Genomic DNA, 16,147 nt, shown 5'->3' on the forward strand with positions numbered 1-16,147 from the left:
AGCGGCAAGTATGTATCTGACTGCACTCAGGAGTCAGGAAACTCAAACATCAGATTATTGCTACCTGCGGGCCCATCAGGAAACCTCAAACCTACCTTGCGCACTTCATTGCCTTCCACCTGCGCTACCGTCCAAACCAGATTTCCCCACTCAATATGGTCACCCACAATGGGCTTACCTCCTAATAGTTCACCGATGAAGTGCCCAACCGACTGATAGCCAATCATGTCATTTTCCAATGGTAGGTTATACAAGGCAGCTACAGCGGCTAACTCAGCACTCCCCTCAAGGATAAAATCGCCAAAAAAGCGCAAATCCTGAGTATGTTTCGGCTTTTGACTGAATAACTTACCCAGTGCCGGTAAGTTTTCCTCATGGCCAATCACACAGAGGATATCGTCCTCCTGCAAGCGCGTACTGCCCGAGGGGTGCAACAGTTGCTGCCCCCGAAATAGCGCAGCTATGCGTGTGCCTTCTGGCATCTTTAAATCACGCAACATACTGCCTAAGCACCATTTTTTCCCACTCAGTTGGTAAACGAATAACTCCCACTGACTGGTGATGTGAATCTGTAAACCGCTGCGGGCAACGGGGAGTGGCTCTGGCGGTACCTCGACCTTAGCTTTACGGGCCGCCCAACCCAAGGTAGTACCTTGCAGCAGTAAAGACACCAACACGATAAAGAAGGCCAGATTAAAAAAGAGCTCGGCGTGCTCTAACCCTGCCATTAGGGGAAATACCGCCAGAATAACCGGAACCGCTCCGCGCAAACCGATCCAAGAGATAAACACCCGCTCCCGCCACTGAAAACTACGGAAGGGTAACAAGCTGATCCAAACCGCTATAGGACGTGCGCCCAAAATCATCCACATCGACAGCAGCAACGCAGGCACGGCAATAGTCACTAATTCGCTCGGTGTCAGCAGTAACCCTAACACCAAGAACATGCCAATCTGACTGAGCCACGCCAGACCATCAAACATATGTAGGATGCCGTGCCGATTACGGATCGGCTGATTACCCAGCACCAAACCACATACATAAATCGCCAAAATACCACTGCCACCAATAATCCCGGCGGCGGCAAAAATCATTAAACCGCCACTGACGGCCAAAAGAGGATAAAGACCATCGGCAACGCTCAAGCGATTGATGATTTGCAGCAGGAGCGCTCCACCTGCCAGCCCCAGCACAATCCCCACACCAAATTGCTGCAACAGACTGACTAAAATCGACCAACTAAAGCTGGTTTGCCCCGAGGCCAACATTCCGATCAAGGAGACGGTCAAAAACATGGCCATAGGGTCATTACTGCCGGACTCAATCTCCAGAGTAGAGCCCACCCGCTCATTCAAACCTCGACCGTTGAGTAGATTAAAGACTACGGCCGCATCGGTAGAACCTACGATGGCTCCCACCAGTAACCCTTCCAACAGGCTAAGGTCAAATAACCAGACTGCCGCCAAGCCGGTGAGCAGCGTAGTAATGGCCACTCCTAGCGTGGCTAGTGAGGTCGCTGGCCAAAGTGCCACGCGGAAGGTCGCAACCCGTGTGCGCATCCCTCCATCTAACAGAATCACGGCTAACGCCAGATTGCCGATTAAATAGGCCAGTGTGTAATCGTTAAATACGATACCGCCTATTCCATCGACCCCAGCTAACATGCCTACGCCTAGGAATATGACCAAAATAGGCACGCCAAGGCGGGTTGAAAGCGAACTCATCAGGATGCTGGCTAAAATCAGAAAAGCACCGATCAGAAAAAATTGGTTGATGCTGCCAGCGTCCAATGCACTATCCTCCGCGCCTCATTATTTTCTAAATCATGCATTAAATGCACCAAATATACCAGTATTATAGACTATTGATTTTTATCGGGCATAAAAGGGCTATTTTGCTGAGATTATGTAGCTATTGTGCAGAATTTTATCTTTGGTCAATTTTGCATCTAGGTTAAAGCCCCTAGGTTGACTTGGGTTATAGTGCCTGCCAGTTGGATTTTTATTTTGTTTCTGGATGCTTTTGCTATGTCCCATCGCTCTTGGCCTCGTCCTTGGGCTCAATCAACGTCGGGCTCAGCTCCTAAGGTGCCGCCCATCGAGCCGCGCTTGATTGTGTTTAACAAGCCTTTTGATGTGCTCACTCAATTTACTGACGATCAGGGACGTAAGACGCTTAAAGACTACATTCCCATTACCGGAGTTTACCCGGCAGGGCGATTGGATCGAGACAGTGAAGGGTTACTACTGCTGACCAATGATGGCCGTCTGCAAGCCAAGATTGCAGACCCAAAGCACAAGCTCCCCAAAACCTACTGGGTGCAGGTAGAGGGCACACCAACGGAAGAGCAACTTCGGCAACTGCGCCAAGGCGTATTATTGAACGATGGCCCAACCCTAGCGGCTGAAGCGCGTTTGCTACCCGAACCCACACTGTGGCCGCGCCAACCCCCCGTGCGTTTTCGCAAAACGGTTCCAACCCATTGGCTGGAACTGGTCATCCGCGAGGGGCGCAACCGTCAGGTACGGCGTATGACTGCCGCGGTGGGATTACCCACGTTGCGCTTGGTACGGGTGCAAATCGGCCCTTGGACATTAGAAGAGCTAGAGCCCGGTCAGTGGCGAGAGGCTGCCATTAACCTATGAATTATCAGTTTTTCGCGCAAAACTGACTTCGCGCAAAACTGAAAAAGTGGGAGTAGTCGCCAACCCACCCAGATGATATTGCCTGTGTTCAGCACGCATCCAATGAGCTGGGTTTAAGCGCCGCTCCAAAGCCTGCTGTAACAAAACCAAGGCCTGAACGCCTTCCGGCTCTCCGTATTGCTGCAACGCCTTTGTGGCTGCCAAAAGAACCTGTGTTGCCCCAGTATAAACTTCTGGATCCTCAAAGCCGTGCCACGCCGCCCGCCGGAATAAAGCCAGAGCAGTTTCGTCCGTTTGTCCCTTGAGTTGCTCGTCCAAACACAGGCCGATTAATAGGTAGCAACAAGCTTTGAGCAGCTCCAGACAGGGCATGGCATCGAAAGCTTTAAACTCAATCCGCCCCTCTTCAATGGCAATACGCGCTGGACGCAACAACGGAGAAGCTGGAGGTTCAGTTAAAGCTTCCGGTGCGACAAAGGTCTTCACAATCGGGCGGCAACTGCTGCGCACCCAAGTACGTCGTGAATCTCCGGCCCAAGGCTGGCCTGCCCAAAACGGAGCGCTGAAACTAAAGGGCACTATGTAGGGCGCGTAATAGTTCAGCTTACGGGCTACAGCTAAATTACGCGCACTGTCCCAACCGGCAAAGGATAGATTGATGTCCGGCCCGAAGGTTAGGGTAGACACCTCCATGCCGTCGTATTCGTGATCTTCAGCCCGTAGCTGCTGCTCAAAGACGTTTAAGGGCGGCGTAAATACATAGCGCTCGTGCCTAGGGTTTAATCCCGCAATAGCCAGCCCCAATCCGTGCTGGCCCAAGCGCTCTAAGAGTTGCTGCTCGATATGCAGTAGCTGCTCAATCGCAGCAGTAACACTCTGAGCCGGTGGAGTGCGGATCTCAACCCCCTTCACAGCCAGAGTGTCGAAATCTCCATTGGGATGGAAACGCTCGTCACCCTCCAAATACCAGTAGCCTTGCCGGATACCCATATCCCCCACCGCCAGTTCTGGATCATTCCGTCCCGGCTTATCCGCTAGCAGCGCGCTGAGCTCATGAAAATCCAGATCGGCAAAGTCCCGCAATTGGCCGACATTGGGGCCTTGGGTGTTCGCCAACAAATACTCAAACTCCAAACCGCAGCGCACGGCAATTGCAGAACTCATTGCTTAGGTTCCTTCTCAGAAAGGCTCAGGGCCGCGAACTTGGGTATAAAATGGCGCAATCAAGCTACAGCCAAGTGATGAAATCCTGTGGATCTTCCGGGTCTAGCGCATGATCTGGATGCCCCGGCGTGCCCAGATACAAAAAACCCACGATCTGTTCGACTTCCGTTAGCCCTAGCTCTTGATGCAGATTGCGGTCATACATGGGCCAACCGGAACGCCAAACGCCGCCGTATCCCAAAGCACGGGCGGCCAATTGCATCATCAGCACAGTGCTGGAAGCGCAAAATTGCTGATCCAATACCGGTACCACATCGCTGGGTTTTAAGCTGGCCACAGCAATCAAAATCAGCGGCGCTCGATGAGGCATCTTAGGAGCGCGATTGATGATCACCTCGGACTGCTTAGAGGCAATCGCGGCTCGCTGGAGTGCTTCGCCTAAACGAGTCAACCCCGCTTCATCGCGGGCGCAGAGAAAACGAAAGGGGCGCAAGCTCATAAAGTCAGGCGCCCGCAACCCAGCCTGAACAATCAAATCCAACTCAGACTCGCTAGGCCCCGGAGCCAACAACTTGTGGCACGACTGCCGATTTAACAAAAACGCTAACGCAGGGTTATCTGATTCAACCACGGTGGATACCTTAGTATCAGTCATTGGAGATCCTCTTCAATACGCAGACCACTGCGCAAACGCTCACGAATCCCCATGAGTGTGGCATCCATACGTTCAATATGCTCAAGGTTATGGCGTTCCTGATCGCTGGTTTCGATGACTTCTGCGATACCGCCGTGGCGAATCACCAAACGCCGCGTACCCCGCAAGGCCAACAGTGGGTCATGGGTGGAAATCAAAACGATCTTTTCACCCCCTACTAGCAGCTCTAGGGCACGTTTACGATCCACTCCAGCGTTCTCAATTTCGTCGATCAGCACTACCGGAGAGGAAGACAGCAAGGCCGCATCAGCAATCATCAAGGCGCGAGTCTGACCGCCCGATAGCTGAGTCACCGAAACACTGGGTAAGAATTTTTCCCCCGTCAGATCATTAGCGCAGGCAATCACTTGATCCGCCATCGCCTCAGGATCGGCCAGCATGCGGCAACGAGCGTGCATGCTGATCAGATCCCGCACGCTCAAATCCACCACAAAGTTCATGTTCTGGGACAGTTGCGCCACTAACTTACGATCCGGCGCATAACGGCGCTCTTCGTCAGGCTCACAGCCGTTAATCAATACCCGCCGCCCTGTGGGGGTGTCACCTTGAGCCAAGCATTCAATATCACCCAGCAAGCGGCTTTTACCCGAACCCGTGGGGCCAACGATGCACACGATTTCCCCGGCCTTAAACTCCAGCGTTAAATTCTCGGCACGACCTTGTTTATCATGGCCACCAATCAGGGTGATGCTGTGGATTTGCTCGTGGCTGGCGGCGCTCATGGCCGCCATTTCGTCGATTAGGCGTTGCAGATGGTCAATCATCTGCGCACGCTCCATGCCGGCGTCGAAAAACACTTCGTCGGGCAGCTCATCCAGCCATTGACCTAAGGTCAGGGTTCCAGGTGACAGCTCAACCTCTAAGGTAGCGATAAATTCGGCCAATATGGGGTGTTGTTGCAGCAGTCCGGCCAGCGGCTGAGCGGCCAAGTCCGTGGCTAAACCACTCATCAAGTATTCTCCAAATCAACAAAGCGCATTTTCTTCACATTACCGCGTTGATGGGTTTCTCCAATCGCGGTTTCTCCCACGCAATAAGGGCACACCGCAGCAGGCATGGAGAAGCGTAAACGGCTGCCAGACAAAGTTGGCGTTTGCGGCGCGGCCTGTAGGTGGCGCGCAATGTCAGAAGCACCTTGCCCAGTAATGCCGTTACAAAACAGCGCCCGCGCGCCCGGATTCGCCAAACGCACGTGGAAGGCAAACACCTCGCGCTCTACTTGGGAAATAATGTCGCCTTTAGTGATGACCACTAAGTCGGCCAAACGCAGCATGGGGCCGATTTTTTTCGGGGTATGCACACCGGCTAAAGCATCCACCACGCACACGGCTAAAACCCCATCAATATGCGGCGAACAGCGGTTACACAGGCCGGCGCTTTCGGTGATGAGTACGTCTAAATCCTGACGTTCGCCCCACGCCAAGCAGTCTTCAACGTTGGAGACAAAATAGTGGTCTGGGCACAAAGAACCCGCTAAGCCCACCGTAACCGGCAGGCCTTTTTGCGCGTACAGCTGATCGTCGGAGGTGGATAGGGCATCAAACTTAACCACCCCGACCTTACGGCCCGCATTCTGTAACTGCTCGGCTACCCGCAAAATAACCGAAGTCTTGCCTACGGAAGGCGATCCCGCGACGGTAATTAATTGCATGCACGTCGCTCCTGTGCGCTGTGGTAAGCAAAAAACAACTCCGCTGCTTGTTGCTGTTCGGCGGCAAAATTTTGCTGATGGCAGAACTCCCAGCCCAGCCATTTAAGGCGCGCCTGCTCAGGAAAGGAGTGCATCACCGCATGGGTTGAGGGATAGCAATTGCGCTTTAACACAGCCCCCAAATCAGGGCCATTGAGGTAGTCCACCAAGGGGCTGAGGCGTTGTTCGGCCTCGGCTTGAATCATGAAGCCAATCGGCATCACCAAAGCACCATCTTCCGGCCAAATCACCATCGTGCGATCACGCCGAGGACAGAGTTCCGCTTGCAGCCAAGGTAAAATGGCAATGGTGCCGACTTCTCGGCTGTTAGAGCCGGTTTGGGTCGCGGTACGGACGTTATGCTGTAGCTGACGCACATTAGCCGCAAAGGCCTGTAAACCCGCAGCGCCATACTCACGGAACAAAGACAGGAGTAAGTAGGCATTAAAATCTTGATAGGGCACCTGAGTGTTCGGCCGCCAGCCCCCGAATATAACCTCGCTCGCCCAACAAGGGTCGAATAAATCCGCCCAAACTCGGGGCGGTTTACGGCCTTTCAAACGCCGTTGATCCACCAACCACACGAAGGGAATCGCGGAAAATACTCGAAACACGCCCAAAGGGTCTGCTAGACCTGCAGCACTACAGGCCGGATGCATGAGCGGCATCGGACGGCTGTGCGTATCAGGAGCGTAATGGTGCAATAGACTGGGTGAAAGGATGTCTTGGTAGATGGTCGATACCAACATACCGGGCAAACGTTTTGAGTCAGACTCAGTGGCTAAGGTATCGAAGGGGCTATACCACTCTCCTCCACCTAAACAGCAGCACTTTAAGCTGAGGTCGGAGGTTTTACGGTGTTGAGCTAGGGTCTTATCAATGCCGGACTTAAAAGCCCGACGCAGCGGGATGGGCATACGTCCTAACAGATCCAAACTACCCAGCTCATCGGCGCTGGGCAATTCGTGGCGGTCAGCATCCGGTACATAGCGCGGGCTAAATCGTGTCACCTTGAACTCCTTCGTCATCCAGCCAGAGTTTTGTCTTAGGTGTCAGTGCGAGATTCGGGCCAGCCACCGCAACTTTAATTCCACAGCCCATAAAGCCCGACACTGGCGTGTTTTTCCCCCCAATCGGCAAGCTTTAAATAGTTCTAAATAGAACACCCAAGGTTTTTAGGGTTCCAGCCTGAACCTCATAGGCCAATTTAGGCCCACCCTATCGGTGCATAAACCGCCGAATCTAAGGACTCATAAAAGCTTGGCATGTGGCTGGCATAACAGAAGGATATTCTAAGGAGCGCCATAGCTTATGAACGCAAAAGGCATCATCAACTCAACGCGACGACTGCTTGGGGCCAAGCAATTGGGCAGTTCTGCTTTAATTGCCAAAGCAGAGCTGGATGGGCGTAACACCCTAGCTCAAGCGCAGCTATGGTTAGAGCGGACTGAACGTCCAACGGATGAGACAGAACTGAATCACTACCGCATGGTATCTGATGCGACTGAGTCCTTGAAACGAGTTTTAAAGGGAGAAAAACCGTGCTAAGGCTTTTGATATTTCAGCTATAAGCATATTCAAATATAACACTTATAATTATAATGAATTAAATTGAAACAATTTATTATACACTAATAAACACGACAGAATTATGAACAAAACTGGGATGCTCTGAGTAGAGGATGCCACTTATTCTTTGACTGCTAGCGACTTAACATGAGCCCTATTGAAAAGCCATTCAGGCCCACTTTAAATCGCTCAAAAGGCTTTAATAGAGCGGCCTGAAATTTAGAGGTCATCATGAAAACTGTTGTCACTGCTCTGTTTGTTGCTTGTATGCCTTTGGTCGCCGTAGCTAATGAGCCCCTTGAGGTTGAAGAGTACCACTACGGTATGAATCTTGATGTTGGCCAAGTAATCTCAGTAAAACCTGTACAGACCGACAGCCAAGTATCTAGCTGTGGCTTGGTTGAGAAAGAGATGATTTATAAAGACTCCAAAGGCCAAGAACACGACCTGAAATACGAAGTAATGGCGACCGGTTGCACCAACGGCTAATACAGCTTAAGCCTGCCTGCCCTCCCCTAAAGCCCTAAGCCTCTGCTCGGGGCTTTTTTATGTGGGTTAAACCCAGACTGCAACTTAAATTGGTGGAGTCTCCAACCCAAAAGGCACTGTGCTCCAAGGCCACACCTTGCCGCCGTAGCTAGTGACCTCTAGGGCTACCACCTAGGTCTTAGGAAGATCAATGCTGATGGGCAGCCTCTGCTTTGGGTTTGGAATGCTCGGCCTCTTTAGAAGCTTCCGGTTTTTCGTGAGTATCTTTAGCCGAATCGGCATCATGGGCTTTTTCGGCTTTTTTCGGCGCGCTTTCCTCTTTCATTTTGGCCGCGCATTTACCCTCACCGCACTTACCCTCCATGCTTTTCTCTCCCTGTGCCAACTGATGACTAGGCTCTAAGATCTGAGCAGTAAAAGGATTAGTGTCTGTGGCCCAAGCTGGGGTTGCTAAAGAAGACACCGCAACGGCTGAACCCATTGCCAGTGACAGAACGCTGGATTTTTTCATGTCAGACTCCAGAGGTAATTAAGGAACGAGCCTAGGCGTACAACGCCTTAATATCCCTAGGTTTTTGACCTAGATACAGCCATCATAACCCCTTGACGGCATAGATTCCCGGCGCGTTGCGCCAGTAACCTTTATAGTCCATTCCATAACCAAATACATAACGATCCACACACATCAGCCCCGCATAGTCCGCTTTAAAATCTGGGCAGGCTTTACGGTTATGCTCCTTGTCCATCAATACGGCAGTACGCACAGAGGCTGCACCTTCATGACGACAGTATTCTAGGATGGCGTGCAGCGTGTGGCCCTCATCCAAAATATCGTCGATGATCAATACAGCCCGATCCTGAAAGGAAAGCTCAGGCTTAGCCTTCCAAAATAGCTCTCCACCGCTGGTTTGGCCGCAATAGCGCGTAGCATGTAGATAGGATAGTTCCAGCGGGAAATTTAACTGGGGCAGAAGCTTACCCGCAAAAATCAGCCCGCCATTCATGACACAAAACACCACGGGATTAGCCATCGCCAAATCCGCATTGATCTGTTGGGCGATCCGCGTAATAGCCGCATCCACCTCATGCTCAGGATATAGACAATCCGCTTCAGCCATTACTTGGCGTATATGGGCTAGGTCAACCGACATTACACAGCTCCTGACAAGGAAATCCGAACCATACCCAGCACACTAGCTAGGAGCAAGAACAGCCGAAGGAAATAGAGCACCCAATTAGGTTCTTGCCATTTCCCCAAGTGCTCGGAAAGCCCCGTACTTTGAGAGACTGTCGCAAAACGCTTTTGAGTTATGCAACAGCCTCTTTAAGGTGGGGAGGATGTCAAAGGTGTTGTATAAGATAGTTGTGCCGATCAGCTACGGATTACGGTGGCTCATCATGGAGTATCTGTCTCAGGTCAGGGGCTTATCACTAGGCTGAAGTAGCATTCACCCCTTTAAATTACAGGAGTTAGTCATGCCCGTTCAGGAAATTCGTCATCCTTTGGTTCGCCATAAAATCGGCTTGATGCGCCATATTCACATCAGTGCTAAAGAGTTTCGCGAACTTGCCCAAGAAATTGCGGCATTGCTAACCTACGAAATCACCCGCGATTTACCCCTTGAAAAACGCTGCACTCCCAGTTGGAGCGGGCCAATTACCATAGAACACCTGTCAGAAAAACGTATCAGTGTTGTTCCCATTTTGCGCGCAGGCTTAGGGATGCTGAACGGGGTTTTAACCCAAATTCCTGAAGCTACGGTCAGTGCTGTTGGTATGTCCCGCAACGAGGAAACTTTTGAAGCGCACAACTACCTCAACAAATTAGCTCCCGGCATTGCCCAGAGTACAGCCTTGATTGTCGACCCTATGTTGGCTACGGGAGGTACCTTGATTGCTACCATTAACTTGCTTAAGGCAGCAGGCTGTACGGATATTCGAGCTTTGGTGCTGGTAGCCGCACCTGAGGGAATTGCGGCTTTGGAGCAAGTACACCCCGAAGTCCCTGTGCTGACGGCTGCTATCGACTGTTGTCTTAATGAGCAGGGGTATATTCTCCCGGGACTGGGCGATGCAGGTGATAAGGTGTTTGCCACTCAAGTACATACTGATTAGAAATTAGTATTTTGGGGAAGCGATTAATGATTTGATAGAAAGAACAATAGGGTTTGGGAATAAAATCCACCTCCCAAGCCTTTGTTCATTATTCAAAGTTTTAAAACCATAAGCATATGAGCTTTATCTTTAATTCAAACCATCTCTCAAAACTTAAAGCACCAACTAGGATATTAAACCAAAAAGTTTTAAAATTCGGTAGTATAAAATGTGGAAGATATTTTGCTGTCCCCGAGAAATTAGAGGAATTCTCAGCTTAGTATAATGACTTTTGAATATTTTTTTATGGCTTGTATTCGGTGAAGATACAAAAAAAATAGAATAAACCAGCCCTGATTCATCACTATCAAAAATTCGGTGGGGATACTGGTCTAATATTGGAGTAATGGCTTTAGTATAGGCTATAGGGCCTGTGGTACGAAACACACCAAACCTACCAACGCCGTATTTCATCATTGAATAATGCCGTAAATTATCCAGTACAGAAATAATGACTGCCTTTAAGACTGGATGCCCTGGAGCACAAATAATATGCCAATTCTGAAATTCATTATTGACATCATCCTTAGTATGGATACCCCAACCGTGAAATTTTTCTCCCTGCTTATTTTTCCAGTGGGATAATAATAATTCATCATCTTCACGAATAAAACTATTTAATGGTTTAGCACAGCTTGACTTAATATCCAGATAAACACCACCCACTTTAAACAACAATAAATAGCGAAATAGGTCCGCTCGTGCTGCTCCGTATAATGGATTAACACCATTAAATAAATCCAAAATATCAGTACTATAATGAGTACCGATAAAATTTTGGATATCAGCATCATCATAAAGCCTATACGTCCAACTTGGATTCAATTCTTTTAACTTTGAAATATTATCACGAACATGCTCAGCCAAATCTAGCTTACTGGGCAGTGTCTGATGAATAATCTGCGGAATACTCATTACGCCTCACCAAAAATCAGAATCGCATTAAGACTCATAATATTGGTTAACCAATTCAACGCCTACTGATCTATTTGAAGTTTTACTTAAGACAATCAAGTTATTTCAAATTTCGTGAACTACTTCTACTTATCTGAAACAAGATAATTGTTGATCGTAAAACTCATGTATCAGAATACAATACAAATATTAAAAATATGTATCGAGCTAGGCTACAGACGTAAAGCAAATGTAAAACCCAATAACATACATTATATGCACTATAAGCTGATTGCACTTAAGATAAATTGGGTAATTTTTAGTGCAAAAATATTATAATGGTCATATTAGCAAGACAGACAGATCTCTGATAAAACACCAAAATCCCTGTGTCATATGGATGACTGGATTAAGTGGTGCGGGTAAGTCCAGCATTGCAAACGAACTTGAGATTGCACTGCATCAACGCTCACTGCACACTTATATTCTTGATGGAGATTCAATACGCCAAGGTCTGAATAAAGACTTGAACTATCAGGATCATGAGCGGCAAGAAAATATCCGACGTATTTCTGAGCTTTCAAAACTTATGCTGGACGCTGGATTGATTGTTATCACAGCCTGCATTTCCCCATTCCAGAAAGATCGAGACGAAGCCAGAAATCGGATACCTCATGATGAGTTTATTGAAGTATTCGTAGATACCCCCATAGCCCTCTGCGAGCAACGCGACCCTAAAGGTCTGTATCAAAAAGCTCGGGCTGGACATATCAAAAATTTCACAGGGATTAGTAGTCCTTATGAACCCCCTAAGACTCCAGAAATTCATTTAAAAGCTTATGATAAAACGCCTCACCAAGCTGCTCAGGAAATTATTGAGTATCTTGTCAAGACAGAACGGCTATTCATCGGCTTAACACAGGTTAAGGTATGAAACTGATAAGAAGGCTGCTCTGGCGTGGACTGAGCAAGCAACAAAAAAATTATCTATTAAATAACTTACCTGTTGTTGAACAAAGAGCCACTAAAAAAGCTCTATTTGATAAAAATCAAACGCTTCCAGAAGCATTTATAGAAAAAAATTGCATTTTTATACATATTCCAAAATGTGCAGGAAAAAGCCTATCATTATCTTTGTTTAATGATACGGAAATGGGCCAAGGGCACCTTCCATTAAATTGGTATCTGCAATTATTTCCAGAATTCTCTGAATCTGCGTTCAAGTTCTCTATTGTGCGGGATCCATTGGACAGGGCTTATTCGGCCTATTGCTATTTGCTAAAAAGCACTATTCCTCTTGATCAACCCATGAAAAAAATGCTTGAAGGATTTAGAAGCTTTGACCATTTCATAGATTATTGGCTGTACCCGGATAATATTGTCCGTCAAATTCACTTTACACCACAGTATCAGTTTTTAACGAACACACTAGGTAAAATAAATATCGACTTTATAGGTCGATATGAAACGCTAGACCAAGACTTTAAAAAAATATGCAAAACATTAAATATCTGTGTGCCTTTAAAGTACGTTAACAAATCTGTTAAGACTGGAATTTATCCTATTAGTAACAGTACTCGCGAAAAAATACGCACTGTATATCAGCGAGACTATGAACTTTTTAGTTATTAGATAATTTTTATGTTTTTATTAGCCGCGCATAAACAGCTAAAAAAAGGCCCGGTAAACCGGGCCAAAACGAGGATCAGGAGTTTACAAACAGCTTAGTTCATACCCAGCCAGTTGGGTAACGCCAAGGAGATAGCCGGAACATAGGTAATGATGACCAAAAAGCCCAGCAGCAACAGCAGCCAAGGCATAGCGGCACGGATTACTTGAGTTACCGTCATCCCCGTCACCGCAGAAGTCACAAAAAGGTTTAAACCTACAGGCGGTGTAATCAAACCGATCTCCATGTTCACCACCATAATGATGCCCAGATGGATAGGATCAATACCCAACTGTATGGCAATCGGGAACAGGATAGGAGCCAGAATCAGGATAATGGCTGAAGGTTCCATAAAGGCCCCGGCAACCAGCAACACTATGTTCACCATCAGCAAGAATTGCCAAGGCTGCAACCCCATATCCACCACCCAAGCGGTTATCTGCTGGGGGATCTGCTCAGTGGTTAAGACGTGAGCAAACAACATGGCGTTAGCAATGATGAACATCAGCATGATGGACAGTTTGCCAGACTCCAGCAGCACTTTAGGGCAATCACGCAAACGCATGTCTTTGTACACAAAGACCGCAATAAAAGCCGAATACACCGCCGCCACTGCGGCTGCTTCTGTCGGAGTAAACATGCCGGAGTAGATACCGCCGAGGATGATTACCATCAGCAGCAATCCCCAAACCGCCTTACGCGCAGCCGTCAGCCACTCGCCCAAGGTAGCACGAGGTAAAGCAGGTAGGTTTTTCTTCACCGCAACGATGTAAATGGCCATCATCAACACCAAGCCCAACAAAATGCCCGGTATCACGCCAGCCATGAATAGCTTACCCACGGAGGTTTCTGTAGCGGCGGCATACACCACCATCACCACGGACGGGGGAATCAGAATCCCCAGAGTGCCTGCGTTGCATACAATCCCAGCCCCAAAGGCTTGGGGATAGCCTGAGCGCACCATACCAGCAATAGCAATGGAGCCCACAGCCGCCACCGTAGCCGGAGAGGAGCCGGATAAGGCCGCAAACAACATACAGGCCATGACCGCACCGATGGCTAAACCGCCACGAATGTGTCCCACGCAGGCATTGGCAAAATCAATTAAACGGCGTGCAACCCCGCCGGTAGTCATAAAAGCCCCAGCCAGCAGGAAGAACGGAATAGCCAGCAGTGTATAGTGCTCGGAGGTCTCAAACAGCTTAATGGCTAAAGAGCGCACTGAGTCTGGACTAAACAACATGATGGTTAAAGAGCCCGCTAAACCTAAGGCAATAGCAATGGGCACACCGATAAACATCAAAACAAACAGTGCTATAAACAGGAATGGAATAGTCATTATTTAGGCTCCTGTTCATGGGTTTTCAAAGCATCAGCCGCTTCATCTGCTAACCCTAATCCCGTTTGCTGATGACGTAGGATGCGCAGCAAAATCTCCACAAAGCGCACAAAAACCAAGGCAAAGCCCAGAGGCACAACTAAACCAATATGCCATTGTTTAATACCGATGTGCCCCAAATCCTCAGCGCCAATGCTGGCAATCAATAGGGTTTTCATCCAGTCGAAACTGGCGATGCACATCAATCCGGCGTAAGCCAAGCAGCAACCACAGGCAATCACCCCAATAATGCGCTGGGTAGGTTTGGGCATTAATTTGACCAGCGCATCTACCCCAATATGGCCTGCGGTGCGCACTCCGTATGCAATGCCAAAAAAGATCAGCCAAGCGAATAAAGCTTTGGTCAGGGCTGTACTCCAAGTCATAGCTTGGGCTAAGCCGATAATGAAATCCCCTATGGCATAGAAGGTTTCGCGCCCTGTTTCAAAGCGATCGCCCAGATCAAAAAACAGGGTGTATAGGTTGTTTAAGATGACGTAAACAAAGGTTACTAACGTCATAGTGGCCAGCAAGAAAGCAATGGCTGCCTCCTCAAACTGGTTCCAAGCACGCGCAAACTTGCTCATGAACACACACTCCTCCCTTTTGATAGGGTATCCGTGATCCCTTCAAACCACGAAGCCCTAGGACAAAAGGAGTCAGCTCGGTTATTCAGGGTGGGCTAAGAACTAACCCACCTTAGGAGGCACTCCTTAAGGAGCTTGGTTAGCTTCTTGAGCTGCTTTGATTAAATCAGCCCCAATTTCCGGTTCAAACTTCTTCCAAACAGGTTGCATTGCGGTGCGCCATTCAGCGCGCTGTTCTGGAGTCAGCGTGATGATTTCGGTGGTTTTAGCTTCCAGAATGCGCTGTTTATCCCCTTGATTCAGGGCATCGGCTTGCTGGTTTACGGAAACGGTGACTTCACCCAGGATTTTTTCCAGCTCAGTACGCACATCTGCCGGCAAACCTGTCCAGAATTTGGTGTTGGTAATCACCATATAGTCAAGGAGGCCGTGATTGGTCTCAGTGATGTACTTCTGAACTTCATGCATCTTTTGCGAAAAGATGTTGGAGTAGGGGTTTTCAGCACCGTTGACCACCCCCGTTTGCAGGCCTTGGTACACCTCAGCAAAACTCATCTTACGCGGATTAGCACGCACGGCTTTAAATTGCTCTTCCAACACCGCTGAGGCTTGAACCCGGAACTTCAAACCACGGGCATCGGCAGGAACGCGCAGAGGCTTATTCGCGGATAGCTGTTTTAGGCCGTTGTGCCAATAAGCCAGACCAGTGATGTTCTTATCTTCCATAGAGCGCAACAGCTTCTGACCCCCCGGGCCTTTTTGGAAGCGGTCTACGGCAGCCATATCGTCAAACAAGAAGGGTAAATCGAAAATCTGTATGCCCTTTGAATAATGCTCAAATTTCGCCAACGAGGGGGCAATCAACTGAACATCACCCAATAAGAGGGCTTCCATTTCCTTACCATCACCAAATAGGGATGAGTTAGGATAAACCTGTACTACAACCTTACCCGGTAGGCGCTCTTCAGCCAGCTTTTTGAACAGTAAAGCACCCTGTCCTTTAGGCGTGTGTTCGGCAACCACATGGGCGAATTTGATGGTGATGGGATCTTGAGCCTGAACCAGTGTCGTGATGCTCAATCCAAGAGCACAGATCAGTGCTTGGGTGATGGGCCTTAGCATGTTGCATTCCTCTTTATTGTACGAAAATTACGGATGCAATAGAGACATCGAGCTGTAAGCAATCCAGACTG

The 16,147-nt window shown here is 48.8% G+C and carries 18 protein-coding genes; 6 read left to right on the plus strand and 12 right to left on the minus strand.

Going from position 1 to position 16,147, the window contains the following annotated elements; translation table 11 throughout:
- Nucleotides 1-26: 26 nt before the first annotated feature.
- The gene (locus LX59_RS05995; protein WP_144570938.1) at nt 27-1,790 is read right to left on the minus strand and encodes a potassium/proton antiporter; all 1,764 of its coding nucleotides are present in this window, start codon (nt 1,788-1,790) and stop codon (nt 27-29) included.
- A 237-nt stretch (nt 1,791-2,027) separates the two neighbouring features.
- Between LX59_RS05995 and LX59_RS06000 the strand changes: the two genes are divergently transcribed.
- The gene (locus LX59_RS06000; protein ID WP_144570939.1) at nt 2,028-2,645 is read left to right on the plus strand and encodes a pseudouridine synthase; all 618 of its coding nucleotides are present in this window, start codon (nt 2,028-2,030) and stop codon (nt 2,643-2,645) included.
- On the opposite strand, the gene LX59_RS06005 is transcribed toward LX59_RS06000, so the two are convergent.
- From LX59_RS06005 to LX59_RS06025, 5 genes are all read right to left on the minus strand, one after another.
- Nucleotides 2,640-3,809: a glutamate-cysteine ligase family protein gene (locus LX59_RS06005; RefSeq protein WP_144570940.1), complete on the minus strand. Its 1,170-nt coding sequence runs from the start codon at nt 3,807-3,809 to the stop codon at nt 2,640-2,642. The two genes, LX59_RS06000 and LX59_RS06005, sit on opposite strands and share 6 nt — an antisense overlap.
- Before the next feature lie 64 nt (nt 3,810-3,873).
- Nucleotides 3,874-4,464, minus strand: a complete 591-nt coding sequence (locus tag LX59_RS06010; RefSeq protein ID WP_144570941.1) for a nitroreductase family protein — start codon at nt 4,462-4,464, stop codon at nt 3,874-3,876.
- A complete protein-coding gene (locus LX59_RS06015) occupies nt 4,461-5,474 on the minus strand; it encodes an ATP-binding cassette domain-containing protein (protein ID WP_144570942.1) in 1,014 nt (337 codons plus the stop codon). Before LX59_RS06015 ends, LX59_RS06010 begins: the two co-directional genes overlap by 4 nt.
- A complete protein-coding gene (locus tag LX59_RS06020) occupies nt 5,474-6,175 on the minus strand; it encodes a GTP-binding protein (protein ID WP_144570943.1) in 702 nt (233 codons plus the stop codon). The genes LX59_RS06015 and LX59_RS06020 overlap by 1 nt, the downstream gene beginning before the upstream one ends.
- Nucleotides 6,166-7,224, minus strand: coding sequence for an ABC transporter substrate-binding protein (locus LX59_RS06025; RefSeq protein WP_246118688.1), 1,059 nt, complete (start codon nt 7,222-7,224; stop codon nt 6,166-6,168). The genes LX59_RS06020 and LX59_RS06025 overlap by 10 nt, the downstream gene beginning before the upstream one ends.
- 301 nt (nt 7,225-7,525) lie before the next feature.
- On the opposite strand from LX59_RS06025, the gene LX59_RS06030 reads away from it, so the two are divergent.
- Together LX59_RS06030 and LX59_RS06035 are read left to right on the plus strand one after the other, a co-directional pair.
- On the plus strand, nt 7,526-7,762 hold the full coding sequence (locus LX59_RS06030; RefSeq protein WP_144570945.1) for a hypothetical protein: 237 nt from the start codon (nt 7,526-7,528) through the stop codon (nt 7,760-7,762).
- A 252-nt stretch (nt 7,763-8,014) separates the two neighbouring features.
- The gene (locus tag LX59_RS06035) at nt 8,015-8,272 is read left to right on the plus strand and encodes a DUF2790 domain-containing protein (protein WP_144570946.1); all 258 of its coding nucleotides are present in this window, start codon (nt 8,015-8,017) and stop codon (nt 8,270-8,272) included.
- Nucleotides 8,273-8,459: 187 nt separating this feature from the next.
- Here LX59_RS06035 and LX59_RS06040 read toward each other — a convergent pair whose 3' ends face one another.
- Together LX59_RS06040 and LX59_RS06045 are read right to left on the minus strand one after the other, a co-directional pair.
- Nucleotides 8,460-8,783: a hypothetical protein gene (locus LX59_RS06040; RefSeq protein ID WP_144570947.1), complete on the minus strand. Its 324-nt coding sequence runs from the start codon at nt 8,781-8,783 to the stop codon at nt 8,460-8,462.
- An 82-nt stretch (nt 8,784-8,865) separates the two neighbouring features.
- A complete protein-coding gene (locus LX59_RS06045; RefSeq protein WP_144570948.1) occupies nt 8,866-9,423 on the minus strand; it encodes a hypoxanthine-guanine phosphoribosyltransferase in 558 nt (185 codons plus the stop codon).
- A gap of 325 nt (nt 9,424-9,748) precedes the next feature.
- Between LX59_RS06045 and upp the strand changes: the two genes are divergently transcribed.
- On the plus strand, nt 9,749-10,387 hold the full coding sequence (gene upp / locus LX59_RS06050) for a uracil phosphoribosyltransferase (protein ID WP_144570949.1): 639 nt from the start codon (nt 9,749-9,751) through the stop codon (nt 10,385-10,387).
- 165 nt (nt 10,388-10,552) lie between these two features.
- Here upp and LX59_RS06055 read toward each other — a convergent pair whose 3' ends face one another.
- Nucleotides 10,553-11,341 carry a glycosyltransferase family 32 protein gene (locus LX59_RS06055; protein WP_144570950.1) on the minus strand — a complete coding sequence of 263 codons (789 nt, stop codon included), beginning with the start codon at nt 11,339-11,341 and terminating at the stop codon, nt 10,553-10,555.
- Nucleotides 11,342-11,642: 301 nt separating this feature from the next.
- On the opposite strand from LX59_RS06055, the gene cysC reads away from it, so the two are divergent.
- Nucleotides 11,643-12,254 carry an adenylyl-sulfate kinase gene (gene cysC, locus LX59_RS06060; protein WP_144570951.1) on the plus strand — a complete coding sequence of 204 codons (612 nt, stop codon included), beginning with the start codon at nt 11,643-11,645 and terminating at the stop codon, nt 12,252-12,254.
- Nucleotides 12,251-12,952: a sulfotransferase family 2 domain-containing protein gene (locus LX59_RS06065; protein WP_144570952.1), complete on the plus strand. Its 702-nt coding sequence runs from the start codon at nt 12,251-12,253 to the stop codon at nt 12,950-12,952. The genes cysC and LX59_RS06065 overlap by 4 nt, the downstream gene beginning before the upstream one ends.
- A 92-nt stretch (nt 12,953-13,044) precedes the next feature.
- On the opposite strand, the gene dctM is transcribed toward LX59_RS06065, so the two are convergent.
- The 3 genes from dctM to dctP form a co-directional block, all read right to left on the minus strand.
- Nucleotides 13,045-14,328, minus strand: coding sequence for a C4-dicarboxylate TRAP transporter large permease protein DctM (dctM, locus tag LX59_RS06070; protein WP_144570953.1), 1,284 nt, complete (start codon nt 14,326-14,328; stop codon nt 13,045-13,047).
- Nucleotides 14,328-14,954, minus strand: coding sequence for a TRAP transporter small permease (locus LX59_RS06075; RefSeq protein ID WP_144570954.1), 627 nt, complete (start codon nt 14,952-14,954; stop codon nt 14,328-14,330). Before LX59_RS06075 ends, dctM begins: the two co-directional genes overlap by 1 nt.
- A 126-nt stretch (nt 14,955-15,080) precedes the next feature.
- Nucleotides 15,081-16,076: a C4-dicarboxylate TRAP substrate-binding protein DctP gene (dctP, locus tag LX59_RS06080; protein ID WP_144570955.1), complete on the minus strand. Its 996-nt coding sequence runs from the start codon at nt 16,074-16,076 to the stop codon at nt 15,081-15,083.
- Between the last annotated feature and the right edge of the window lie 71 nt (nt 16,077-16,147).

The sequence above is a fragment of the Azomonas agilis genome, assembly GCF_007830255.1.
Classification (GTDB): domain Bacteria; phylum Pseudomonadota; class Gammaproteobacteria; order Pseudomonadales; family Pseudomonadaceae; genus Azomonas; species Azomonas agilis.